The 22214-nt window shown below is 71.6% G+C and carries 18 protein-coding genes; 9 read left to right on the top strand and 9 right to left on the bottom strand.

What is annotated here, in order from left to right:
- Positions 1-4 precede the first annotated feature (4 nt).
- The 4 genes from OHA84_RS32590 to OHA84_RS32575 form a co-directional block, all read right to left on the bottom strand.
- Entirely contained in the window at positions 5-880 is an 876-nt protein-coding gene (locus OHA84_RS32590) for a hypothetical protein (RefSeq protein ID WP_266952854.1), read from the bottom strand.
- Between the two features lie 9 nt (positions 881-889).
- Positions 890-1924: a 3-oxoacyl-ACP synthase III family protein gene (locus tag OHA84_RS32585; RefSeq protein ID WP_266968337.1), complete on the bottom strand. Its 1035-nt coding sequence runs from the start codon at positions 1922-1924 to the stop codon at positions 890-892.
- A gap of 440 nt (positions 1925-2364) precedes the next feature.
- Positions 2365-3540 carry an RNA polymerase sigma factor gene (locus OHA84_RS32580; RefSeq protein ID WP_266953056.1) on the bottom strand — a complete coding sequence of 392 codons (1176 nt, stop codon included), beginning with the start codon at positions 3538-3540 and terminating at the stop codon, positions 2365-2367.
- 8 nt (positions 3541-3548) lie between these two features.
- The gene (locus OHA84_RS32575; RefSeq protein ID WP_266952849.1) at positions 3549-3956 is read right to left on the bottom strand and encodes a YciI family protein; all 408 of its coding nucleotides are present in this window, start codon (positions 3954-3956) and stop codon (positions 3549-3551) included.
- Between the two features lie 427 nt (positions 3957-4383).
- On the opposite strand from OHA84_RS32575, the gene OHA84_RS32570 reads away from it, so the two are divergent.
- Together OHA84_RS32570 and OHA84_RS32565 are read left to right on the top strand one after the other, a co-directional pair.
- Positions 4384-5886, top strand: a complete 1503-nt coding sequence (locus OHA84_RS32570) for an MFS transporter (protein WP_266952847.1) — start codon at positions 4384-4386, stop codon at positions 5884-5886.
- A complete protein-coding gene (locus tag OHA84_RS32565) occupies positions 5883-6494 on the top strand; it encodes a TetR family transcriptional regulator (protein ID WP_266952845.1) in 612 nt (203 codons plus the stop codon). Before OHA84_RS32570 ends, OHA84_RS32565 begins: the two co-directional genes overlap by 4 nt.
- 41 nt (positions 6495-6535) lie before the next feature.
- On the opposite strand, the gene OHA84_RS32560 is transcribed toward OHA84_RS32565, so the two are convergent.
- Both OHA84_RS32560 and OHA84_RS32555 read right to left on the bottom strand, forming a co-directional pair.
- On the bottom strand, positions 6536-7921 hold the full coding sequence (locus tag OHA84_RS32560) for a cell wall metabolism sensor histidine kinase WalK (RefSeq protein WP_266968338.1): 1386 nt from the start codon (positions 7919-7921) through the stop codon (positions 6536-6538).
- Complete coding sequence (locus OHA84_RS32555) at positions 7918-8607, bottom strand: response regulator transcription factor (RefSeq protein ID WP_323178934.1); 690 nt, start codon at positions 8605-8607, stop codon at positions 7918-7920. Before OHA84_RS32555 ends, OHA84_RS32560 begins: the two co-directional genes overlap by 4 nt.
- A gap of 80 nt (positions 8608-8687) precedes the next feature.
- Between OHA84_RS32555 and OHA84_RS32550 the strand changes: the two genes are divergently transcribed.
- The 4 genes from OHA84_RS32550 to OHA84_RS32535 all read left to right on the top strand — a co-directional run bounded on the left by OHA84_RS32550 (position 8688) and on the right by OHA84_RS32535 (position 13079).
- Positions 8688-9872, top strand: a complete 1185-nt coding sequence (locus OHA84_RS32550; RefSeq protein ID WP_266968339.1) for a glycosyltransferase — start codon at positions 8688-8690, stop codon at positions 9870-9872.
- Positions 9869-10891 (top strand): SDR family NAD(P)-dependent oxidoreductase, encoded by a 1023-nt coding sequence (locus OHA84_RS32545; RefSeq protein WP_266968340.1) that lies wholly within the window; start codon positions 9869-9871, stop codon positions 10889-10891. Before OHA84_RS32550 ends, OHA84_RS32545 begins: the two co-directional genes overlap by 4 nt.
- 203 nt (positions 10892-11094) lie before the next feature.
- Complete coding sequence (gene argJ / locus OHA84_RS32540) at positions 11095-12240, top strand: bifunctional glutamate N-acetyltransferase/amino-acid acetyltransferase ArgJ (RefSeq protein WP_266968341.1); 1146 nt, start codon at positions 11095-11097, stop codon at positions 12238-12240.
- Positions 12241-12368: 128 nt separating this feature from the next.
- Positions 12369-13079, top strand: a complete 711-nt coding sequence (locus OHA84_RS32535; RefSeq protein ID WP_371591516.1) for an NADPH-dependent FMN reductase — start codon at positions 12369-12371, stop codon at positions 13077-13079.
- 30 nt (positions 13080-13109) lie between these two features.
- On the opposite strand, the gene OHA84_RS32530 is transcribed toward OHA84_RS32535, so the two are convergent.
- Both OHA84_RS32530 and OHA84_RS32525 read right to left on the bottom strand, forming a co-directional pair.
- Positions 13110-14219 carry a mechanosensitive ion channel family protein gene (locus OHA84_RS32530; RefSeq protein ID WP_266968342.1) on the bottom strand — a complete coding sequence of 370 codons (1110 nt, stop codon included), beginning with the start codon at positions 14217-14219 and terminating at the stop codon, positions 13110-13112.
- A 232-nt stretch (positions 14220-14451) separates the two neighbouring features.
- A complete protein-coding gene (locus OHA84_RS32525) occupies positions 14452-14847 on the bottom strand; it encodes a hypothetical protein (protein ID WP_266968343.1) in 396 nt (131 codons plus the stop codon).
- 455 nt (positions 14848-15302) lie between these two features.
- Here OHA84_RS32525 and OHA84_RS32520 point away from each other — a divergent pair, with 455 nt between their 5' ends.
- The 3 genes from OHA84_RS32520 (at position 15303) to OHA84_RS32510 (ending at position 20805) form a co-directional block, all read left to right on the top strand.
- Positions 15303-16340 (top strand): terpene synthase family protein, encoded by a 1038-nt coding sequence (locus OHA84_RS32520; RefSeq protein ID WP_266968344.1) that lies wholly within the window; start codon positions 15303-15305, stop codon positions 16338-16340.
- Positions 16341-16354: 14 nt separating this feature from the next.
- The gene (locus OHA84_RS32515) at positions 16355-17713 is read left to right on the top strand and encodes a cytochrome P450 (RefSeq protein ID WP_266968346.1); all 1359 of its coding nucleotides are present in this window, start codon (positions 16355-16357) and stop codon (positions 17711-17713) included.
- Between the two features lie 191 nt (positions 17714-17904).
- Positions 17905-20805 carry an AAA family ATPase gene (locus OHA84_RS32510; RefSeq protein WP_266968348.1) on the top strand — a complete coding sequence of 967 codons (2901 nt, stop codon included), beginning with the start codon at positions 17905-17907 and terminating at the stop codon, positions 20803-20805.
- 115 nt (positions 20806-20920) lie between these two features.
- Here the strand turns inward: OHA84_RS32510 and OHA84_RS32505 are convergent, their stop codons facing one another.
- Positions 20921-22180 (bottom strand): arginine deiminase, encoded by a 1260-nt coding sequence (locus tag OHA84_RS32505; protein ID WP_266968350.1) that lies wholly within the window; start codon positions 22178-22180, stop codon positions 20921-20923.
- Positions 22181-22214: the final 34 nt, after the last annotated feature.

Raw genomic sequence — 22214 nt, 5'->3', positions numbered from 1 at the left:
CGGATCACCGGCCTTCGGGTCGGTAGCTCGCGCAGGCGGCGCTGGGACCCGCGCCGGCGGTGACGAACAGCAGTTGGTCACAGTCCTCGGGCAGGCCGGCCGCCAGGGCGTGGAGGTAGCCGAGGACGGGGGCCGCGGTGTGCGGTTCGCCCGTCTCGCCGGGGGGAAGCGCGTCCGCCTCGGTGCCCGGACCGATGACCAGGGTGCGGTCGAGGTCGAGCCCGTACGCGGCGGCGTAGTCCGCGACGGCGGTGGCGGCGAGTTCGGCGCGCCGGTGGTCGTGGTCCGGGGAGCGGCGCACGGTGATCAGGGTCCGGCCCTCGGCGCCCATGCGGGCGGTGTCCAGGTAGCCCTCCGTGTCGCTGGGGCCGTCGGCGGTGTAGTGCCGTACGGGGCCGAATCCGGCGTCGGGGTCGGCGCTGCGCTCCAGCAGGAGGGCTCCGGCGAGGTCCGCGTACGGGTAGTCGGGGTCCCGGCGGGCGTCGCCGCCGGGGTGCACGTCGGCGGCGGTGACCAGGAGGCGTTCGGTGCTGCCCGTGTCGAGGAGCGCTTGACCGACCTGGACCGCGTTCAGCACGCCGCAGGCGCCGTTCATGAGGTCGAAGGAGAAGCCGGCCGCGGGATCCACGAGGTAGTCCAGGCTGATGCCGACCTCCTTCTGCACCAGGGCCGCGAGAGCCGGTTCGAAGGTGTTCGACTCCCGGTAGACGCCCACATTGACGAGGACGCCGACGGCCGAGGGGGACAGACCGGTCTGGTCGAGGCAATCGCGGGCGGCCCGGCCGGCGAGGACCACGGAGGAGGCCGCCGGGGTGGCGTCGGCGGCCGTGCCGGTGGCGTGTGTGTCGACGGTGGCGGTGCCCGCAGCGGTGATGATCATGCCCATGATTCAGACCCCCAGGTGGGTGACGGTGGCCGACAGGGCTCCGGTGACCACGCCGGAGGCGGCGGGAACCAGCAGGAAGGTGGATCCGCGCCGGGCGGTGCCCGCCGCGAGGTGTTCACGCAACGTCAGGAAGTGTGAGGTGGTGGCGGTGTTTCCGTACCGCTCCACGACGGCGAGCGAGGGGGGCATGGGCGTGCCGAACTCCGCCTCGCCCGTCTGGTTCACATAGTCGATGAATCGGGCGCCGACCTGGTGCTGAATGATGTAGTCGAATTCCTCACCCGCGAAATCCCGACCGTTCTTGGACAGCAGATCGCCGTGGAATCGGGGCCAAAGGGCGAGCCGGTCCTTGTTGTGCATCTTCTTGTTGTCCGTGTAGAGCGCGATTCCCTCGGTGCGCTCGCTCGGCATTCCCATGCAAAGGTGCGAGTACTCCGCGCAGGTCATCAGGTCCACGTAGTGGATGCGGTCGGCCTCGTCCGCGGACCGGTCCATGACGACCGCGGCGGCGGAGTCGCCGACGGAGAGGGAGGCGAACTGCGGGTCGTACGAGTCGCCGATCTCGCGGGCCGCCGTCTCGGCGACGCGGGTCGCCTGCTCACCGCTGACGACCATGCCGCTGCGGACCGCTCCGGAACGGATCATCCGGTCGAGCACGTACACGCCGGTCATCATTCCGGCGCAGGCGTTGGAGACGTCGAAGTGCAGGGCGGAGCGGGCACCCAGTTCCCGGGCGAGGGAGCCCGCGAAGGAGGGTTCGAAGTAGAAACGGTCGGCGTCCTTGAAGCGGGTTATCGACGCCGATATGACGATGTCCAGGTCGGCGGCCTCGTATCGGGACACCGCGAGGCAGTCACGCGCGGCACGCAGGGCCATGCCGAACGAGTCCTCGCCGATCTCGGGACGCGGATCGTAAACCCGCCTCTCGGCGACTCCGGTGATCCTCTCGACATCCACGTCCCGCAGATTCGGGGATCGCCCGGTCAGTTCCCGGGTGGTCAGCGTGGTGGCCGGCACATGGGATCCAATGGATTCCATACGGCTGTATAAGTTATTCGTGCTCAATTTTCACTCCGTGGTGGGCGCACGCGGGCAGCACACATCGCTCCGGCGGAAAGGCGCAGTGTTTCGCTGTGTTTCGCTGGTGACAGACAGCGAAGTTACCGTAGCGTACAGATTTGTCAGTCCTGTTACGCGGCCACCCGAAAGCGGACCGACGGGGCGAATATCGGCCATTTACCCTCGGGGGGACATTCCGCCGGGCCCGCGGCCGCGCGCACCGCGTAAGGGCCCGCCGTACGCGCCCTTCCCGGGGCGTACCGCCCGGGCGGCCCGCTGCTCCGCCGCGCCCGCCCCCACGCGACTCCCCCGGGCGCCCGCCTTCGAAAACCTGTCCGGAATCACACGGTCCGTCTTGACCGTCCGCCGCCCGCCGACCGGCCGCGGGAACGACCGCCCGTCCGCTCGACGGCGACGCGTCAGCGACGCCCGAGGGCGTTGAGCCGGGCGGCCTGGCGGGTCAGGTGGTCGCGCTCGGCGAGGTTGGGTGCCTTGTCGGCCGCCTCGGCGTACAGCCGCGCCGCCGTCACCAGGTCGCCGTCGCGCTCGTGGAGGTACGCCGCCACCGCGGCGTGGCGGGGCAGGGGGTGTCCCTTGCCGGAGGTACCCGGGGCGGACCAGTCCAGCTCGGCGAGTGCCGCCAGGCCGGCGCGCGGTCCGTCGGCCTCGCCCACGGCCACCGCGCGGTTGAGGCGGACGACCGGACTGTCGGTCAGCCGCACGAGTTCGTCGTACCACTCGACGATCTGCACCCAGTCGGTCTCCCCGGCGGTGGGCGCGTCGGCGTGGAGCGCCGCGATGGCGGCCTGGGCCTGGAACTCGCCCAGCCGGTCGCGGGCGAGGGCCGCTTGGAGGATCCGGACCCCCTCGGCGATCGACTCGGTGTCCCACCGGCCGCGGTCCTGCTCGGCGAGCGGCACCAGACTCCCGTCGGGCATGGTCCGGGTGGCGCGCCGGGCGTGGTGGAGCAGCATCAGCGCGAGCAGTCCGGCCACCTCCGGGTGGTCGATCACGGCCGCGAGCTGCCGGGTGAGCCGGATGGCCTCGGCCGCGAGGTCGACGTCACCGGAGTAGCCCTCGTTGAAGACCAGGTACAGGACGCGCAGCACGGTGGCCACGTCGCCGGTGCGGTCGAAGCGCACGTCGGAGACGGTGCGTTTGGCCCGGCTGATGCGCTGCGCCATGGTCGCCTCGGGGACCAGGTAGGCCTGGGCGATCTGGCGAGTGGTCAGCCCGCCGACGGCGCGCAGCGTGAGCGCGACCGCGGACGAAGGCGTCAGCGACGGATGGGCGCACAGGAAGTACAGCCGCAGCGTGTCGTCCACGGCGGACGCGGGCCCCGCCGCCGGTTCCTCTTCGACGAGGTCCTCACGCCGGCGGCGGGCGGTGTCCGATCGGGCCGCGTCGAGGAACCGGCGCCAGGCCACGGTGACCAGCCAGCCCTTGGCGTCCCGCGGGGGGTCGGCCGGCCACACGCGGACCGCCTCGACCAGGGCGTCCTGCACGGCGTCCTCGGCCGCCGCGAAGTCGACTCCGCGGCGGACGAGGATCCCGATCACGCTCGGGGTGAGGCTCCGGAGCAGGGCCTCGTTCATGGGCGAGGTCACTCCGTGATGGTGGGCGGCGCGGCCAGGAACGGGCGAACCTCCAGCCATTCGTGGATCGGCCTGCCGCCCGCCCCGGGGGCGGCGGACAGTTCCCCGGCCAGCTCGACGGCGCGCTCGTGGTGGTCGACGTCGATGATCATCCAGCCGGCGATGAGGTCCTTGGTCTCGGCGAACGGACCGTCGGTGACCGGCGGGCGGCCCTCTCCGTCGTAGCGGACCCACTCTCCCTCCGGGGCGAGTGCCTGACCGTCGACGAACTCGCCCGTCTTCTCCAGCCGCGCCGCGAAGTCGTTCATGTACCGCACGTGGTCCGTGATCTCCTCCGGGGTCCACTGGGCCATGGGAACGTCGTTGACCGCGGCCGGGGCGCCCCGGTAGTGCTTCAGCAGCAGGTACTTCGCCATGGTGTCTCTCCTCTGTGCCGGTGCGACCATTCTGGCCGCCTTCACCCCGGGGACGGAGCCGGGCACGGGTTCTCGACATCCTCGTCCGAACTTTTTTCGGCGCGTGCGAATGAGCCTGTGAGCCCCCTGCGGCGACCGGGTCCGCGGCGGGTTCCGGCGGACGTGAACCGGCCCCCGCCGCGCTCCGGCCCGTCAGCCGCGGGTGGATCGTCGGCATCGGCGTCGCGCAGGGCCTGGACCGTGGCCCCGGTGGCCGTGGCGACCGCGTTCACCGGGGCCGCGTCGCAGAAGCCACGGGGACGGACACCACGATGTCGACCTGACCGCACACGGGTGGAGACACAGGGGTGCACAAGCGTTTACCCTGAGGGTGAACGCTTGTGCACCCCTGTGGTGCGCCTCGCCCACGTTCCGTGTCTGGAGCAGCATGCCCGCCGCGATGCCCGACCCCGGTTCGGCGCCCGTCACGACGCCCCGCGCCCCCTCCCCGCACTCCCGCCTGATCGTCCCCGTCCTCGCCTTCTGCGGCGTGGTCGTCGCCGTGATGCAGACCCTGGTCGTCCCGCTGCTGCCGCACGTCCCGGACCTGACGGGCGCGAGCCCGGGCGCCGCGGGGTGGCTCGTCACCATCACCCTGCTGACCGGGGCCGTGTTCACCCCCGTCCTCGGCCGGGTCGGCGACATGTACGGGAAGCGGCGGGTCCTCCTCGCGTCCCTCGGGGTCCTCACGGCCGGGTCCGTGCTGTGCGCGGTCAGCTCCGACATCGGGATCCTGATCACCGGCCGGGCGTTGCAGGGCGCGGCGCTGGCCGTCATCCCCCTGGGCATCAGCATCATCCGCGACGAGTTGCCGGCCGAGCGGGTGCTGTCCTCGATCGCCCTGATGAGTTCGTCCCTCGGCATCGGCGCGGCGATCGGTCTCCCGGTGGCCGCGGTGGTCATCGAGAACTTCGACTGGCACACGATGTTCTGGGCCTCGGCCGCCCTCGGCCTGCTCGACCTCGCCCTCGTGCTGTGGATCGTCCCCGAATCGCCCCTGCGCTCCCCCGGTCGCTTCGACGCGCTCGGGACCCTCGGCCTGAGCGCCGCCCTCGTGGGGCTGCTCCTCGCCATCACCCGGGGCGCGGACTGGGGCTGGACCTCCGCGCGCACCCTCGGCCTGCTCGGCGCCTCCCTGGTCGTCGGGCTGCTCTGGGGGCGGTACGAACTGCGGACCACCTCCCCCATGGTCGATCTGCGCGTGTCGGCCCGGCCCGCCGTGCTGCTCACCAATGTCGCCGCCCTGCTGATCGGCTTCGCCTTCTACGCGAACTCGCTGGTCACCGGCCAGATGGTGCAGGAGCCGACGAGCACGGGATACGGGCTCGGCGCGTCCATCGTGGTGAGCGGCCTCTGCCTGCTGCCGGGCGGCCTGGCCATGGTGGCGCTGTCCCCGGTCTCCGCCCGCATCTCGGCCGCGTACGGGCCCCGGACGGCGCTCGCGCTCGCCGCGGCGGTCATGGTCGTCGGCTACGTGGTCCGGTTCTTCACCAGCCACAGCCTCTGGTTGATCGTGGCCGGGGCCACCGTGGTCGCCTCCGGCACCGCCATCGCGTACTCGGCGCTGCCCGCCCTGGTGATGCGGGCCGTGCCGGTGAGCGAGACCGGCGCCGCCAACGGGCTGAACACCCTCATGCGCTCCGTCGGTCAGGCCTGCTGCAGCGCCGTGGTCGCCGCCGTCCTCGCGCACGTCACGTTCCTCGTCGACGGCCGCGCCGCGCCGACCCTGCACGCCTACCTGCTGATCTTCCTGATCGCCGCCGGAGCGGCGCTCGCGGCGCTGGTCGCCACCCTCTTCCTGCCCTCGGCCGGATCGGCGTCCGGTGTGACGGGCGGTACGGTCACGGTGACCGCGTCCGCGTCCGCGTCCGCCGCCCGGGAGAGCGCATGAGCACCACCGACCCGTCCGTCTCCGAGAGCGGGCCCGAGGCCGATGACGAGCCCGATGCCGGGACCGGGCGCGAGAGCGGGCGCGACGCGATCGTGCGCGCCGCCCGCCGGGCGTTCACCCTGCGCCCCTACGCCGAGGTGACGATGCGCGGCATCGCCGCCGACGCCGGTGTCAGCCCGTCGCTGATCGTGAAGCGGTTCGGCAGCAAGGAGGCCCTGTTCAACACGGTCGCCGACTTCCGGCCGGCGGCCGACGCCCTGTTCGCGGCGCCCCCGCGGGCGCTGGGGCGGCATCTGGTCCTCACCATGGTCCGGCTGCGCGACCGGCTCCGCGGGGATCCGCTGCTGCGGGTCGTGTTCTCCCTCGGCAACGACGACGAACGCACCCTGCTGCGCGAACGCTTCCGGGAACAGGTCACCGACCGGCTGGCCGCGATCCTGACCGGCCCCGACCCGCAGTTGCGCGCCGAACTGATCGCCGGTCAACTGCTCGGCCTGGGAGCGACCTTGAGCCTGCACCGGCCGGACGGCGCGGGGGGCCGTACTCCCCCCGACCGACTCGCGGACCTGTACGCCCCCGGCCTCCAGCGGCTCATCGACGGCGGCTGAGTCCGACCCGCCGCAGGGCCGGTCGGCGCGAGGCCGGTCGGTCAGGCGCCGAAGGTCAATCGGAACAGCGCCCCTCCCCCCGGCGCGGCCTCCGCCGTCAGCTCGGCCGCGTGCGCCCGGGCGATCTGCCGCGCCATCGCCAGGCCCAGCCCCGACCCCGGCAGGGCCCGCGCCGCGCCCGCCCGGTAGAACCGGTCGAAGACGTACGGCAGGTCCTGCGGCGCGATGCCCGGGCCGTGGTCCCGTACCGTCAGCTCGGGCCGGCCGGACCGCACCGTCAGCTCCACCTCCACCGGAACGCCCGCCGGGCTGAACTTCGCCGCGTTGTCCAGCAGGTTCCCCAGCAACCGGCTGAGCCGGGCGGGCACTCCGGGTACGACGACCTCGTCGGTCGAGCGCACCACGATCGGGACGGAGGCCCAGTGTGCCCGCGCGACCTGCGCGCAGTGCTCCACCAGCCGGCCCAGCCTGACCTGTTCGACGAGCGGCTGCGGCTCCTCGTCCCGGGCCAGCTCGATCAGGTCGTTGACCAGGCCCGTCACCTCGCGCAGCTGCCGACCCAGGGCGAGGGAGGCGCGCTCGCGCTGCTCCGTCGTCAGCCGCTCGCCCCGCGCGAGCAGTTCCGCGTTGGTGCGCAGCGCCGTCAGCGGGGTGCGCAGTTCGTGCGAGGCGTCCGCGACGAGGCGCCGTTGCGCGGTGACGGACTGTTCGAGCTCCCCCAGCATGGTGTTGAAGCTCCCGGCGAGGCGGGTGATCTCGTCCTCCCGGCCCGGCGGGGGCAGCTCGATGCGGTGACGCGGGTCCCGGGTGGCCGCGATCCGTTCGGCGGTGGCGGTGAGCCGGGTCACCGGTGCGAGCCCGGTCCGTGACACCCAGTACCCGAGCACGGCGGCGAGCAGCACCCCGGCCGCGCCGATCACCACCAGCCATCGGGCGGCGTCGGAGATGCCGGCGTCCACGGTGTCGGCGCGCAACGCGACCTGGAGCGCCTGCCCCTTCGTGTAGTCGGTGGTGAGCATCCGTGTCGGGTGCCCTGCGTGGACGATGCTCGTGTAGTACGGGGCGCGCCGGCCGGCGGCGACGGCCCTGGTCCCGGCGTCCACGGGCAGGATGTACGGCCGGGCGGGGTCCTTGGCGGGATCGGCCGGCACCACCTCCGCGCAGGCGGGCGCGGCCAGGAAGCGGCATTCCCCGGCCAGGGTGTCCGGTCCGGAATCGGGGTTGCGCCCGGCGGCGAGCCGCGCGGACTGGGTGAGGCTGAGGTCGAGCTGGTCGTACAGGGCGCCGCGGACGACGAAGAACGCCGCGGTGCACACGCCGACGGCGACCAGCGCGACGGCCGAGGTGACGGCCACCGCCAGCCGGGTCCGCAGCGGGCGGCGCCTGCGCCAGGGGGCGCCCAGCCAGCGCCGGCCGGCGCCCGTCACGCGGCGTCCAGCCGGTAGCCGACGCCGTGGACGGTGTGCACCAGCCGCGGTTCGCCGCCGGCCTCCAGCTTTCGGCGCAGGTAGCCGACGTACACGGCGAGGGAGTTGGAGTCCGGTCCGAAGTCCCGGCCCCACACCAGTTCCAGGATGAGTTCGCGCGGCAGCACCTGCCCGGGGTGGCGCAGGAGCAACTCCAGCAGCGCGGCCTCGGTGCGGCTGAACTCCAGCGGGCGCCCGGCCCGCCGGCCGGTCCGGGTGCCCGGGTCGAGGACGAGGTCGGCGTACGCGAGGGGGTCGCCCGCGTCGTCCTGCGCGGGCGCGGCCCGCCGCAGCAGGGCCCGGACCCGGGCCACCAGCTCGTCCAGGGCGAACGGCTTGACGAGGTAGTCGTCGGCGCCCGCGTCCAGCCCGTCGACCCGTTCGCTCACCGAGTCCAGCGCGGTCAGGACGAGTACGGGTGTCCGGTCGCCCATCGCGCGCAGTTGCCGGCACACGCCGAGGCCGTCCAACACCGGCATCATCACGTCCAGGACCACGGCGTCGGGTTCCCATGCCGCGACCTCGGACAGCGCGGCCAGCCCGTCGGCCGCGCCGCGCACCTCGTACCCCTCGACGGCCAGGCCGTCCTGTACGGCGGCCCGCACCTCGGGCTCGTCGTCGACCACCAGAATCCGCTGTCTGCTCATGGAGCTCATGGGCAAAGCCTGCCAAAGGCCGCGGCGGAACCTCTTAGAACCTTCTTAGGGCACACCGGAAGTCTGCCGCCATGACCACACGAGGCACTCCCCCGGCCCCCCTGTCCGTCGTGATCGGTGCCGGCGGCACCGGTGGCCACATCTATCCGGGGCTCGCTCTCGCCGAGGCCCTGCGCGCGGCCGTTCCCGGCGCCGTGGTCTCGTTCATCGGGACCGAGCGCGGCCTGGAGACCGAGCTGATACCGCGCGCCGGGTACCGGCTGCACACCGTCGACATGATCCCCTTCGATCCCGCGCTGGGCGCCAAGCGCTACCTGCTGCCCGCCGCGCTCCTGCGGTCGGCCGGGCAGGCGCGGGCCGTGATCCGGGCCCAGGGGGCGCACGCCGTCGTCGGCATGGGCGGCTACCCGAGCGCGCCCGCCGTGCTCGGTGCCCGGCTGGCCGGACTGCCGGCCCTGATCCACGAGTCCAACGCGGTCCCGGGGCGCGCCAACCAGTTCGCGGCCCGGCTCACCTCTCACGTCGCCGTGGCCTTCGACCGCAGCCGGGAACATCTGGCGGGTGGGGAACGGGCGCTGACCACCGGGATGCCGATCTCCGCAGCCCTGGCCCGTCTCGCCGAGTTGCCCGGTCACGAGCGGGCGGTGCTGCGAGCCGAGGCCCGGCGGGCGTTGCGCGTACCGGACGGGCGTCGGCTGGTGGTGTTCAACGGCGGCAGCCTCGGCGCCGTCCGGCTCACCGGGGCGGCCGTCGGGCTGGCCGGGCTCTGGCAGGGGCGGGACGACGTACAACTGCTGATCAAGACGGGGCCCGCGGCGCTGCCGGACGCGGTGGCGGACCTCGCCGCGTCGGGCGGGCAGCGGATCGCGCGGGCCGTGCCGTACCTGGACCGGATGGACCTCGTGTACGCCGCCGCGGACCTCGTGGTGTGCCGGGCCGGATCGGCGACGGTCGCGGAACTCGCCGCGACCGGCGTCCCGTCCGTCCTGGTGCCGTACCCGCACGCGCCGGGCGACCACCAGACCCACAACGCCCGGGTGCTGTCCGACGCCGGCGCGGGGCTGTTGCTGCCCGACGCCGCCGCCACCACCGAACGGCTCGCGGACCTCGTGGGTCCGTTGCTGGCGAACCCGGCCCGGCTGTCGGCGATGGCCGGCGCCGCCGACCCCGGCCCGCACGCGCGGGCCGCCGAACTGCTGGCCGCGGAGGTCCTCCGCGTCTCCGGCATCACCCTTCCCCTCCTGGAGCGAGCATGAGCACCACGAACAGCATGAGCACCACGGACAACTGGAACGGCCGCACGGTCCTGGTCACCGGCGCCGAGGGATTCATCGGCTCGACCCTGGTCGACCTGCTGGTGGCCCGGGGCGCCCGGGTCCGCGCCTTCGTGCACTACAAGCCGTACGCCGAGAAGGGCCACCTCGCGCGGTACCTCGCCGAGCCGGACGGCCCCGTGGAGATGTGGGCCGGTGACATCCGCGACGCGGGCCGGGTCAGCGACGCGGTGGCCGGCTGCGACACCGTGTTCCACCTGGCGGCGCTGATCGGGATCCCGTACAGCTACGCCTCGCCCGGCGCGTACGTCCAGACGAACGTCACCGGCACGGAGAACATGGCCGAGGCCTGTCGTCGGCACGGGGTGCGCCGGCTGGTGCACACCTCGACCAGCGAGGTGTACGGCACCGCGCTGACGGCCCCGATCGCGGAGACGCACCCGCTCCAGCCGCAGTCCCCGTACTCCGCCTCGAAGATCGGCGCGGACATGATGGCGCTCTCCTTCCACCACGCCTTCGAACTCCCGGTGACGGTGGTGCGGCCGTTCAACACGTACGGGCCGCGACAGTCCGCGCGTGCCGTGATCCCGACGATCCTCGCCCAACTGCACTCCGGGGCGAACGAGATCCGCCTGGGATCCCTCTCCCCCACGCGGGACTTCACGTACGTCACCGACACGGCGGAGGGCTTCCTGGCGGTCGCGGAGTGCGACCGGGCCCTGGGCGAGGTGGTCAACCTCGGGACGGGTCGGGAGATCTCCGTCGGCGACCTGGCGCGGGCCCTGATCACGGCGTCCGGCCGGAAGGCCCGTGTCGTGGTGGACCCGTCGCGCCTGCGTCCCTCGGGCAGCGAGGTCCAACGGTTGCTGTCGGACAACTCCCGGGCCCGCGAGTGGGCTTGCTGGGAGCCGCGGGTGTCCCTCACGGAGGGGCTGCGCCGTACCTCGGACTGGATCGCGGCCAACCTCGCCCTCTTCGCCCCGGACCGCTACCAGGTCTGACCGGTCGGGGTGCTCCCGGGACGCCCGGGAGCACCCCGCCCCCGGGGCGGCGAAACGGCGGCACAGGCCGCCCTTCAGCCGAGAGTCGCAGGTCAGGACCGTGGTCGGCCGCCGGGACGCGGCCCTGTGGGCGGCTGTCGGGTTGCTACCATCACGGCGATCAGAGGAACTGGCCGACCAACGGAACGAACCGGAGATCTCGCGTGTCGGAGCTGAACCCCATCGGATTCCACACCTTTGTCGCGAACCTCGGCGTCAAGGACACCACCCGCGATTTCACGGTGGTGGTTTCCGAGCGCCCCTGCGCCGCGGCGGCCGTGTTCACGCAGTCCCGGTTCGCCGGGCCGAGCGTGTCGCTCAGCCGCGAGCACGTGGCCGACGGATCGGCGCGCGCGGTGGTGACCGTGTCCAAGAACGCCAACGTCGCCAACGGGGAACGCGGTGCGCGTGACGCCGAGGAGGTCGTCGCGCTGACCGCGGCGCTGGTGGGATGCGCCCCGCGGGAGGTGTTGATCGGATCGACCGGGGTCATCGGACGGCCGTACCCGATGGAGGTGATGCGGGCGGGGATCCCCCGGGCACGGGCCGGCGAGGTGCCCGACTTCGACGCCGTCTCCGAGGCCATCATGACCACGGACACCCACCCGAAGCTGGCGCGGGCCCGGATCGGATCGGCGACCCTGGTCGGAGTCGCCAAGGGCGTCGGCATGTTGGAGCCCGACATGGCCACGCTGCTCACGTACTACTTCACCGACGCGGCCCTGCCCGCCGCCGAACTCGACGCCGTCTTCCGGCGGGTGATGAACCGGACCTTCAACTGCGTGAGCGTGGACTCGGACACCTCCACCAGCGACAGCGCCGTGATCCTCGCCAACGGAGCGGCCGGCGAGGTGGACGTGGCGGAGTTCGAGGCGGCCCTGTACTCCGTGGCGGAGGACCTCACCAAGCAGGTCGCCCGGGACGGGGAGGGCGCCACCAAGCTCATCGAGGTGGTCGTGGACCGGGCGCGGGACGAGGAGCAGGCCCGTCGTGTCGCGAAGGCGATCGTCAACTCGCCGCTGGTGAAGACCGCCGTCCACGGATCCGATCCCAACTGGGGGCGGGTCGCGATGGCCGTGGGCAAGTGCAAGGACGACACCGACATCGACCCGGACCGGGTGGTGATCCGCTTCGGCGACCTGGTGGTCTACCCGCAGGCCGAGCCGGACCTGGCCGGGCTGACCGAGGTCATGAACGCGGACGAGGTCCTGATCCACGTCTCCCTCGCGACGGGCACCGCGGCCGCCCGTGTCTGGGGCTGCGACCTGGGCGACGGCTACGTCCGGATCAACGCCGACTACACCACCTGACCTCCGCGAGGCCCGTGGTGGCCCGGGCCCCCGGCGGACGCCCGTCCGTACGGCCGCCCGGGTGACGGCGCGCGCCCCGACCGGCCGGAGCGGGCCGGGCGCCGCGGTGGTGGCGTACGGTCCCGCACGTGACGGATGCGAGCGACGTGAAGGGCGCGAACGGCGCGAACGACAACGACTTCGACGGCGGGGCAGGATCCGCCGCCCTGCGGGTCCTCGTCCTGGCGGGGTCGTCCCGTCAGGGTTCCGTGAACGCCCGGCTGGCCGCCCTCGTCGCCGGCGAGGTCGAACGGTCGGGCGCCACCGCGGACCTCGCCGGCATCGGGGAGTTCGCGATGCCGACGTTCGACGGGGACACCGAGGCGGCCGAGGGCCCGCCGGCCGGGGCGGCGGCCCTGCGGGAGCGGCTGCTCGCGGCGCAGGCCCTCGTGATCGCGTCACCCGAGTACAACGCCTCGATGCCCGGAGTCCTGAAGAACGCCGTCGACTGGGTCTCCCGCTTCCGGCCCCAGCCCTTCAAGGACAAGCAGACCCTGCTCGTGTCCGCCTCCCCCTCGCTGGTCGGCGGGAACAGGGGGCTCTGGGCGCTGCGGGTTCCGCTGGAGCACCTCGGGGCCCGGGTCTACCCCGACATGTTCAGCCTCGCGATGGCGCACTCCGCCTTCGGCGAGAACGGCGAGCTGACCGACCCGGGCCTGCGCCAACGGCTGGCCGACACGGTCGATTCGTTCCTCGCGCTCGCCGAGGCCGACACCCGGTACCTGTGCCTCCAGCGCCGTTGGTACGAGTTCCTGGGCGACGAGAGCAGCGCCCCGGTCACCCAGCGCGCGGAGGACTGAGCGCCGGGCGCCGACCCTCGCCGGCGTCTCCTACCGCGCGCTGTCCATCGGCACCGTCGGCGGGACCTCCCGCTGGTGCGGGATCGCCGCGGTCGGTACCGACCGGAGTTCGTCCTCGGGTCGCAGCGCGACCGTACGGGTGGGTGCCGGGATCGAGATGCCCTCGGCCCGGAAGCGCCGGTGGAGGCGCTTGATGAACTCGTGCTTGATCCGGTACTGGTCGCTGAACTCCCCGACGCCGAGGATCACCGTGAAGTTGATCCTGGAATCGGCGAACGTGTGGAAGCGGACGGCCCCTTCGTGGTCGGGGACCGCACCGTTGATGTCCACCATCACGCTGTCGACGACCTCCAGCGTCACCCTTTCCACGTGCTCCAGGTCGCTTTCGTAGCCCACCCCGATCTGCACGAGGATCGACAACTGCTGCTCGGGCTGGGTGAAGTTGGTCATGTTCGTACGGGCCAGCCGGCCGTTGGGGATGATCACCAGGTTGTTCGACAGGTTGCGCACCACGGTGTTGCGCCAGTTGATGTCGACGACGTAACCCTCCTCCCCGCTGGTGAGACGGATGTAGTCGCCGGGCTGCACCGTCTTCGAGGCGAGGATGTGCACACCAGCGAAGAGGTTGGCGAGGGTGTCCTGGAGGGCCAGGGCGACCGCCAGTCCGCCCACGCCCAGCGCGGTGAGCAGGGGCGCTATGGAGACGCCCACCGTTTCGAGGGCGACGAGGACCCCCATCGCGAGGACGACGACCCGGGTGATGTTCACGAAGATGGTCGCCGAACCGGCCACCCCGGTCCGCGACTGCGCCAGGGACTGGACGAGACCCGCGACGACACGGGCGGCGGCGAGCGTGGCGATGAGGATGAGCAGGGCGGTCAGGGTCTGGTTCACGAAGCCCGAGACCCTCGTGGTCAGGGGCAGGGTCGAGGCCGCCACCGCCGTGCCCGCGATGAGCGCCGCACCCGGCGCGAGGGTGCGCAGCCCGTGGACGATGATGTCGTCGCCGCTCCAACGCGTCCTCAGGGCGTGCTTGCCGAGCCAGCGCAGCAGGGCGCGCAGGAGCAGGGCCCCCGCGCCGCCCGCGGCCAACGCGATGCCGGCCACCAGCCAGTCGTGCAACACGAGGGTCCGGTTCAACGGGCGCCTCCCGTCGCGCGGCGGTCCGGGGAGGTGGCCGCGGGCGCCGCCGGGCGTCGTATCGGGTGTGTCGTCACCTTGTCACCTGTCAGTTCGTCGTGCGAAGAAGCCCGTTCGGCCGTGTGTGCGATCCGGAACGGGCTGCCATCCTGCCGCATGGGTACGGAGGGCGGCGCAGGTGGGGCGGGCGGAGCCGCTCGGCGGACGGAGCGGAACCGTGCCGATGGCCGGATCAGGAGGTGGGGAAGTCGGTGGCGCGGACGATCCCGTCGAGTTCCGTGTCGATCCAGGCCCGTTCGGCGTCGGGGTGGGTGTTGTCCACGACGGCCCAGCCCCGGGCCCCGTCGGGGGCGGCGAGTTCCACCAGGCGGTGGTCCAGGTGACCGGTGATCATCACGGCCATCAGGGACAGGTACTCGCCCTGGAGATCCGCCGGGAAGTGGCGTTCCGCGGGTACTTCCCACGCGGTCCCGTGGTCGTCCTCCAGCAGCGCGCAGGTGGTTCGCACCGCCGTGATGAGCGCCTCGAACCGCTCCCCGTCGAGGCGCGCCCGCACCAGTTCCAGGTAGGAACCCAGAACATCGGCCTCGTGGTCGTCGCCCGGTTCCGTCGGATGATGCTCGGTCATGCCCCCACCCCTGCCCGGACGGCCGCGTCCCCGTCGCAGTGTAGGGAGCGACCGACAGGGCGACGATGGTCTTCGGCCACACCGCGTGCTTCCCCCGGCTCTCCGGCCGCAGCCGACCCACGGTGCGGTCTCGGCGGCGAAGCCGGTCGATCATTCCTCTCGCATATTCCTTCTGAATACGCGTTCGGCAACGCCTGGATGAATTCCACATCGCCCCTCGTCTTACATTGACAGTGCGCCGCGCCCTGCGGGTTAATTACTTCACGCGTGGCCTGATGTGGTCGCGCGTGGCGGGATCAGGTCAGTCCGCGACCGGTTCATTCCGGCGGTCGGGGTGTGTCCTCCGTGGCGACGTCTCAGTAGAGGGGTGTTCCGATACTCATGTGCACGCAAGTGCGCTGACGATCGTACATTGAGCGGGTATTGGCGAATCCGACTCTTCCGTGGGGGGATCAATGGCCCAGCTCGACTTTTTCTCCGTTCCCGATTTTCACCTTCCGTTCGGGAACTCCAAGCATCCGCAGGCCGCGCGGGCCAACAACGAGGCCACCTCGTGGGCCCTGCGCCACGAACTCGTCACCGACGCCTCGGAGCAGTTCGCGGGGATCGGCTTCGGCCATCTCGCCGGCCGCGTCAGCGGTGAGGTGTCCTACGAGAAGGTCGTCCTCCTCGCCGAATGGATGGCCTGGTCCTTCGTCCTGGACGATCAGCACGACCACCTCATCAGGACGGGCGAGTTGACGGCCTGGCGGCCCGTCACCGACACGATCGCCACGTACCTGGCCACGGGCAGGACGGGCGCGGCGTCCTCGCGACCCAATCCACTGGTGACCGGGTTCATCGACCTGTGCGACCGGATCCTCGCGGGCATGTCCGAGGTGACCGCCGCGCGCTACCGGGCCCATGTCCCGCTGATGCTCGGCTCCTTGGACCAGGAGGCGGGCAATCGCGGTGACGAGGGGCACCCCTCCGTCGAGGACTACATCCTGATGCGGCGTCACAGCTCGCAGATGCTGCCGATGATGGACGTGGTCGAGGCGGGCCTGGGCATCGACGTGCCGCCCCACATCCACGAACTGCCGGAGTTCCAGGCGCTCATCGCGAGCTCGGTCGACATCATCTCGTGGGGCAACGACGTGTTCTCGCTGCCGAAGGAGTACTCCTGCGGGGACAACAACAACCTCGTCTCGCTCATCTCGGCGTGGGAGGGACGCAGCCTCTCCGACGCGGTCCGGGCCGTCGAGGGGCGCATCCAGACCCGCATCGAGGAGTACCTGTCCGGAAAGGACCGCCTGTTCCAGGTCATCGACGCCCGAGGTGATGTCGATCCCGCCGTGCGGGCCGTCGTCTCCCGCTGCGTGCGCAGCTATGAGGACTGGATGATCGGCGCGGATCTGTGGCAGCGTTACGAGTGCACGAGGTACCGCGACGAACGGTTCGCGGCCGGGCTGGAGTCTGCGTACATCCGCCCGGATCTCGTCTCGGTGGCATGACAGGGAGTCGACCCATGGCTACGCAAGTGGAACATTCCGGCCCCGCGGTCAACGCCCCCGTCGCGCCAGGGCGGTTACCCCTCCTGGGTCACGCACTACAGCTGTGGCGACAACCGATCGCGTTCCTGGAGTCGTTGCGCGAACACGGCGACATCGTGCGCCTCGACATCGGCACGTGGCCGATGCACGTCCTCACCAGTCCGGAGCACGTGCACGCCGTACTGGTGCAGCAGGCGCAACACTTCGGCCGCGGCCGGATCTTCGACCGGCTCCGCCCGGTGTTCGGCAACGGCATCGTGACGACCGACGGGGAGTTCCACCGCAAGCAGCGACGGATGATGCAACCGGCCTTCCACCGCAGCCACATCACCGACTACACCGAGGTGATGAGCCGGCAGGCGGAGAGCATGTCCGCGTCGTGGACGGCGGGCCGTGAGATCTCGATGGTCACCGAGACGCGCGGGTACGCGATGTCGTCCGTGGCCGAGATGATCTTCTCCGGCGAGCTGAGCCGGCCGGCGATCACGGAGGTGCACCGCTCTTTGCCCATCGTCCTGGAGGGCATGCTGGTCCGCGCGGTCATGCCCAAGGCCCTGGACCGGCTTCCGATCCCGTACAACCAGCGGTTCGACGCGGCCGCCACCCGTCTGCGGCGGACCATCGACGAGGTGATCGCGCAGTACAGCGCCGAGAAGGGCGCGGAGGGTCACGACCTCCTGTCGCTGCTGTTGTCCAGCGTGGACGCCGAGTCGGGGGCGACGATGGCCGCCGAGCAGGTGCGGGACGAGGTGATCGCCATCATGCTGGCCGGCACGGAGACCTCGGCCACCACCCTGGCCTGGGTGTTCCACGAGCTCGGCCGCCATCCCGAGGTGGAGAGGCGGCTCCACGAGGAAGTCGACGCGGTGGTGGGCACCCGCCCCGTCCGAGCCGACGACATACCCGAACTCACCTACACGAACAGCGTGTTCAAGGAGGCACTGCGCCTGCACTCACCGCTCCTCTTCACCAGGCGGGCACTGGCACCCCTCACCCTGGGCGGAGTGTCGATCCCCGAGGGGGCGGAACTGGCCTACAGCCCGTACGCGTTGCACCGTGACCCGGCGCTGTTCCGTGACCCCACGGTCTTCGACCCGGACCGCTGGCAACACGAGGGGAACGAGCGGGGGCGCGCCCAGAAGTACATCCCGTTCGGGGCCGGGCAGCACAAGTGCATCGGCGACTCGTTCGCGGTGACGGAGATCCTGACCGCGGTGGCGAGCGTGGCCTCCCGTTGGCGCCTGGTGCCCGCGCCGGGCGTCACGGTACGCGAGGTGCCCGCCGGGATACCCCAACCCAGCGAACTGCCCATGATTCCCGTCGCGCGGCACTAGGCCGCTTCCGAACGATCGCGTTCCTTCAAGGCGGCTTCTCGCCAGTCTCCTGACGTGACCCTCGGAAAACGTCAGCCGAGGATACAGCGTCTTCCTCGAACGAGTGGCGAGATGCCGCGATAATGTGCTTAAGCAGCAACAACTCGCCTCCCGGCCCGTACACTCGGCCGCACGCGCCGGAGGGGGCAAGAATGTCTGACATCACGGAACCGCAAGGGTGGGCCAACCAGCCCTTACTTGAGCGCGAATCCGAAGTTCTCGCGATCCACCGGGCGGTGGACGAACTGTGCGGTACCTCGCGTACCGGTCCCACGACCCGCCGCGGCGGCGTGCTGACCTTCGCCGGGGCCGGCGGCATCGGCAAGACGAAACTGCTCGGTGAGGCCCGACGGCATGCCATGGAGCGCTCCTGCACCGTGCTGTTCGCCCGGGGCGGCGAGCAGGAGAAGCAGACGCCGTTCCACGTGATGCGCCAGCTCATACAACCCACGTTCGCGGCGATGAGCGAGGACGGACGACGCGATGTCCTCGGCAACTGGTACGGCATCGTCGCCCCGGCCCTCGGTCTGACCGCCGCTCCCAAGGGCCCGACGGCGCCCGATCCGCAGGGCGTGCGGGACGGCCTGGACTGGGTGGTCACGCATCTGACCGTGCGCAGCGCACCCGTCGTGCTGATCGTCGACGACGCGCACTGGGCGGACGCGGAATCCCTGGCGTGGCTGACCGCTTTCGCGGCGCGGGCCGAGGAACTGTCCATGCTCATCCTCGTGGCCTGTCGGCCGGACGAGATCCCCGCCGACGCCGGCTCGCTGCGCGCCCTGATGGGACGCCAGGGAACTCGTCCGCACGAGCTGGCCACGCTCACCACGAGCGCGGTGGCACGCATCGTGCGCGACGCGCTCGGCGAGAGCGCCGACGACGTGTTCTGTCGCGAGTGTTGGGCGATCACGGGCGGTAATCCCTTCGAGGTCGTCGAGTTGGCGATGAGGGGTCGGGCCCGTGGGTTGAAGCCCCACCAGGAGAACATCCCCCAACTGCGCGACCTGGCCTCCGCCGTCAAGGGCAGCGGCCTGATCGACCGCCTCGATCAGCTCGGCCCGTCCACGGTCCGACTCGCGTGGGCCGCCGCCGTACTCGGTACCGCGGTCCCGACGAGCATCGTCGCGAGCGTCGCGGCGCTCGGAGAGGCGCAGGCCGCCGAGTCCATCGACCGATTGCGCAACGCCCGCATCCTGACCGTCCTCACCAGCCTGCACCGCAAGGAGGTCGTCGAGTTCTTCCACCCGCTCATCGCGACCGCCGTGTACCGGTCGATTCCGCCGGGCGTGCGCGTCGGCATGCACGGGATGGCGGCGCAGGCCATGGTCGACGACGGTTTCGGCGCCGCGGCGGCCGCCCGCCACCTGTTGGAGATGCATCCCGAGGGTGACCCCTGGGTGGTGCAGCAGCTGCGTCAGGCCGCACGCGAGAGCTTCTCCGCGGGCGCCCCCGACGCGGCCCGTCGCTATCTGGCCCGCGCGTTGCGCGAACCGCCGGGCATGGAGGACCGGGCCGAGGTGTTGTTCGAGCTCGGTTCCGCCAACCTGCTGCACGAACCCGCGACGACCATCAACCAGCTCCGGGCCGCCCTGGAGGAACCCAAGACCGAGCAGGCGCTGCGGGAGGCGATCACCTACCGTCTCGCCCAGGCCCTCGCCCACACGGGGCAGATGGCGGAGGCGGCCGGCCTCCTCTCGGACGAGGCACGGCTCTCGTCGAGTTCCCGTACCCGGCTGCGGATGCAGGCCGAGCAGTTCAAGTGGAACTCGGTCCGGATGGACGAGGACAACTCACCGGCCCGTTCCCGGTTGCTCGCCCAGTTCGCGAAGCGACTGAGTGGTCGCGGCCTGCCCGAGCGGCACATCCTGGGGCTGCGGGCCTGGGACGCCGCGATGCGCGGCGAGTCCGTCACGACGGCTCTGGACTACGCGGAGCAGGCGCTGACCGGCGGCATGAGCTGGACCGACCAGGACTTCGGGTTCGAGGTGCCGGCGGTCGTGGCCGTCACGCTCATGTACTGCGACCAACCGGGGCGCGCGGAGGAGCTGTTCAACACCGCCATCATCGAGTTCGAGGACAAGGGCTGGCGCGGAGCGCACCTGTCGTTCGTCTACACCCTGCTGGGATACGTGCGGTACCGGCGCGGACGGCTCGCCGAGGCCGAGGACTTCGTGCGCAACGGTCTGCAGATCGCCGACCGTGTCGGGCACGGCATCCCGGCCCAGTGGTACGCGATCGGCACCCTCATCGAAACGTTGCTCGCCCACGGGAACACGGCCGAGGCGCAGCGGGTCGCCCAGGCCTACAGGCTGGCGGACGAACTGCCCAAGGCCGTGGTCTATCCCGACCCGCAGGCCGTCCGGGGCAAGCTCCTGCTGGCTCAGGGGCGGATCGACGAGGCGGAGCAGCAGCTCAGCGCGGCGGGCAAGCGGCTCGACCTGCGCGGCACGCGCAATCCGTCGTGGAGTCCGTGGCAGCTGGACCTGGCCTTGGCGCAGGTCACCCATGAACCCGACCAGGCACGCGCCACGGCTACCGAGGCGTTGGCGCGCGCCCGCGCGTTCGGGGCGGCGAGCGTGATCGGGCAGTCCCTGCGCGTCCTGGCAACGACCATGGACGCGTCCCGGGCGGCCGTGCTGTTGCAGGAGGCGGTGGGTCATCTCGAACAGTCGCCGGCCGCCTGTGAACTCGCGCACGCGCTCGTCGATCACGGTACGGCGTTGCACACCCTGGGCGATCCGCACCAGGCGGCCCAGCAGCTCTACCGGGGCATGGAGACCGCCGCGGCCTGCGGTGCCGACGCGCTCGCGGCCCGTGCCCGCTCTCAACTCGCCTCGGCGGGGCTGCGCCCACGCCGTCTGCACACCTTCGAACAGGACACCTTGACGATCGCGGAGCACGCGGCGGCGCGTCACGCCGCGCTCGGGCTCGACAACGCCTCGATCGCACGGGAGTTGGGCACCGATCCGCGGACGGCGTCCGAGCTGCTGTCGGCTTCCTTCACCAAGCTGGGCACCGATCGGCTCGGCCTGCGACGGGCCCTGGGGATCTGAGCGACGGTTCGGGCGATACCGACGGGCGGCCACGACACGGCCGCCCGTCGGTGCGTCCGCGCGTGTGCGCGTCCGTCCGTCCCCACCTCCGTCCGTCCCCGCCTCGGTCCGTCCGTCAGAAGTCGACGGGGTCGCGGACGAGCGGGCACGTCATGCAGTGGCCGCCGCCGCGGCCGCGGCCCAGCTCGGCACCGACGATGGTGATGACCTCCACGCCCGCCTTGCGCAGGAGGGTGTTGGTCTGGGTGTTGCGGTCGTAGGTGAAGACCACGCCCGGCTCTATCGCCACGGCGTTGTTGCCGCTGTCCCACTGCTGGCGTTCGGAGGCGTAGACGTCACCGCCCGTCTCGATCACCCGCATGTCGGGCAGGCCGAGGGCCTCGGTGACCACTTCGACGAACGTGCGGGAGCCCTCGTCCGTGATCCGGACGCCGGGAGCCTTGTCGGACGGGCGCAGCGAGAACGTGTGGACCGCGTCCATGATGCGCGGGTACAGGGTGACGATGTCCCGGTCGGCGAAGGTGAAGACCGTGTCGAGGTGCATGGCCGCGCGGAGCTTCGGCATCGCGGCGACGACGACGCGTTCGGCGGCGCCCCGCTCGAAGAGTGCCGCGGCGACCTGGGTGATGGCCTGCCGCGAGGTGCGTTCGCTCATGCCCATGAGGACGACGCCGTTGCCCACCGGCATGATGTCGCCGCCCTCGAAGGTCGCCTGGCCCCAGTCCCGTTCCGGGTCGCCCCACCAGACGGTGGAGTCCTTGAAGTCGGGGTGGAACCGGTAGACGGCCTTCATCAGCAGGGTCTCGTCGTGCCGGGCCGGCCAGTACAGCGGGTTCAGCATGACTCCGCCGTACAGCCAACAGGTGGTGTCACGGGTGTAGAGCGTGTTCGGCAGCGGGGGCATGAGGTACTCGCGGATGCCGCCGGCGTCGCGGGCCAGGGCCAGGTACTCGGACCTGAACTCGTCCGGGAGGTCGGCCGTGGCGAGTCCGCCGATCAGGAACTCGGCGAGCCGGCGGGGTTCCAGCGTCTCCAGGAAGGCCCGGGTGTCGTCGATGAGACCGATGCCGACCTCGTTCGCGACGATCTTGCGTTCCAGCAGCCAGTCCCTCGCCTCGGGCAGCGCCATCGTCTGTCCCAGCAGGTCGTGGAGCTCGACCACCTCGACGCCCCGCGCACGCAGCTTGTTGACGAAGTCGGCGTGGTCGCGCTGCGCGTTGTCCACCCACATCACGTCGTCGAACAGCAGGTCGTCGGCGTTGGTGGGGGTGAGTCGGCGGTGCGCGAGACCGGGGGCGCACACCAGTACCTTGCGCAGCTTGCCGACCTCCGAGTACACACCCGGGGTCGGCGCGGGACGGACGGAGTCGTTCATGCGGTTCCCCTCGTCGGGACGGGTCGGAGTACGC

This window comes from Streptomyces sp. NBC_00513 (assembly GCF_041431415.1).
In the GTDB taxonomy this organism is placed as follows: Bacteria; Actinomycetota; Actinomycetes; order Streptomycetales; family Streptomycetaceae; genus Streptomyces.
This window is presented reverse-complemented; position numbering and strand designations above follow the sequence as displayed.

Bases quoted from the DNA above. Each gene is read 5' to 3' on its own strand.
- OHA84_RS32550 (WP_266968339.1), top strand. From the start codon at position 8,688: ATGACCACACGAGGCACTCCCCCGGCCCCCCTGTCCGTCGTGATCGGT.
- OHA84_RS32510 (WP_266968348.1), top strand. From the start codon at position 17,905: ATGTCTGACATCACGGAACCGCAAGGGTGGGCCAACCAGCCCTTACTT.
- OHA84_RS32585 (WP_266968337.1), bottom strand. From the start codon at position 1,924: ATGGAATCCATTGGATCCCATGTGCCGGCCACCACGCTGACCACCCGG.
- OHA84_RS32520 (WP_266968344.1), top strand. From the start codon at position 15,303: ATGGCCCAGCTCGACTTTTTCTCCGTTCCCGATTTTCACCTTCCGTTC.
- OHA84_RS32505 (WP_266968350.1), bottom strand. From the start codon at position 22,180: ATGAACGACTCCGTCCGTCCCGCGCCGACCCCGGGTGTGTACTCGGAG.
- OHA84_RS32515 (WP_266968346.1), top strand. From the start codon at position 16,355: ATGGCTACGCAAGTGGAACATTCCGGCCCCGCGGTCAACGCCCCCGTC.
- OHA84_RS32555 (WP_323178934.1), bottom strand. From the start codon at position 8,607: ATGAGCAGACAGCGGATTCTGGTGGTCGACGACGAGCCCGAGGTGCGG.
- OHA84_RS32570 (WP_266952847.1), top strand. From the start codon at position 4,384: ATGCCCGCCGCGATGCCCGACCCCGGTTCGGCGCCCGTCACGACGCCC.
- OHA84_RS32575 (WP_266952849.1), bottom strand. From the start codon at position 3,956: ATGGCGAAGTACCTGCTGCTGAAGCACTACCGGGGCGCCCCGGCCGCG.
- OHA84_RS32545 (WP_266968340.1), top strand. From the start codon at position 9,869: ATGAGCACCACGAACAGCATGAGCACCACGGACAACTGGAACGGCCGC.
- OHA84_RS32580 (WP_266953056.1), bottom strand. From the start codon at position 3,540: ATGAACGAGGCCCTGCTCCGGAGCCTCACCCCGAGCGTGATCGGGATC.
- OHA84_RS32525 (WP_266968343.1), bottom strand. From the start codon at position 14,847: ATGACCGAGCATCATCCGACGGAACCGGGCGACGACCACGAGGCCGAT.
- OHA84_RS32590 (WP_266952854.1), bottom strand. From the start codon at position 880: ATGATCATCACCGCTGCGGGCACCGCCACCGTCGACACACACGCCACC.
- OHA84_RS32565 (WP_266952845.1), top strand. From the start codon at position 5,883: ATGAGCACCACCGACCCGTCCGTCTCCGAGAGCGGGCCCGAGGCCGAT.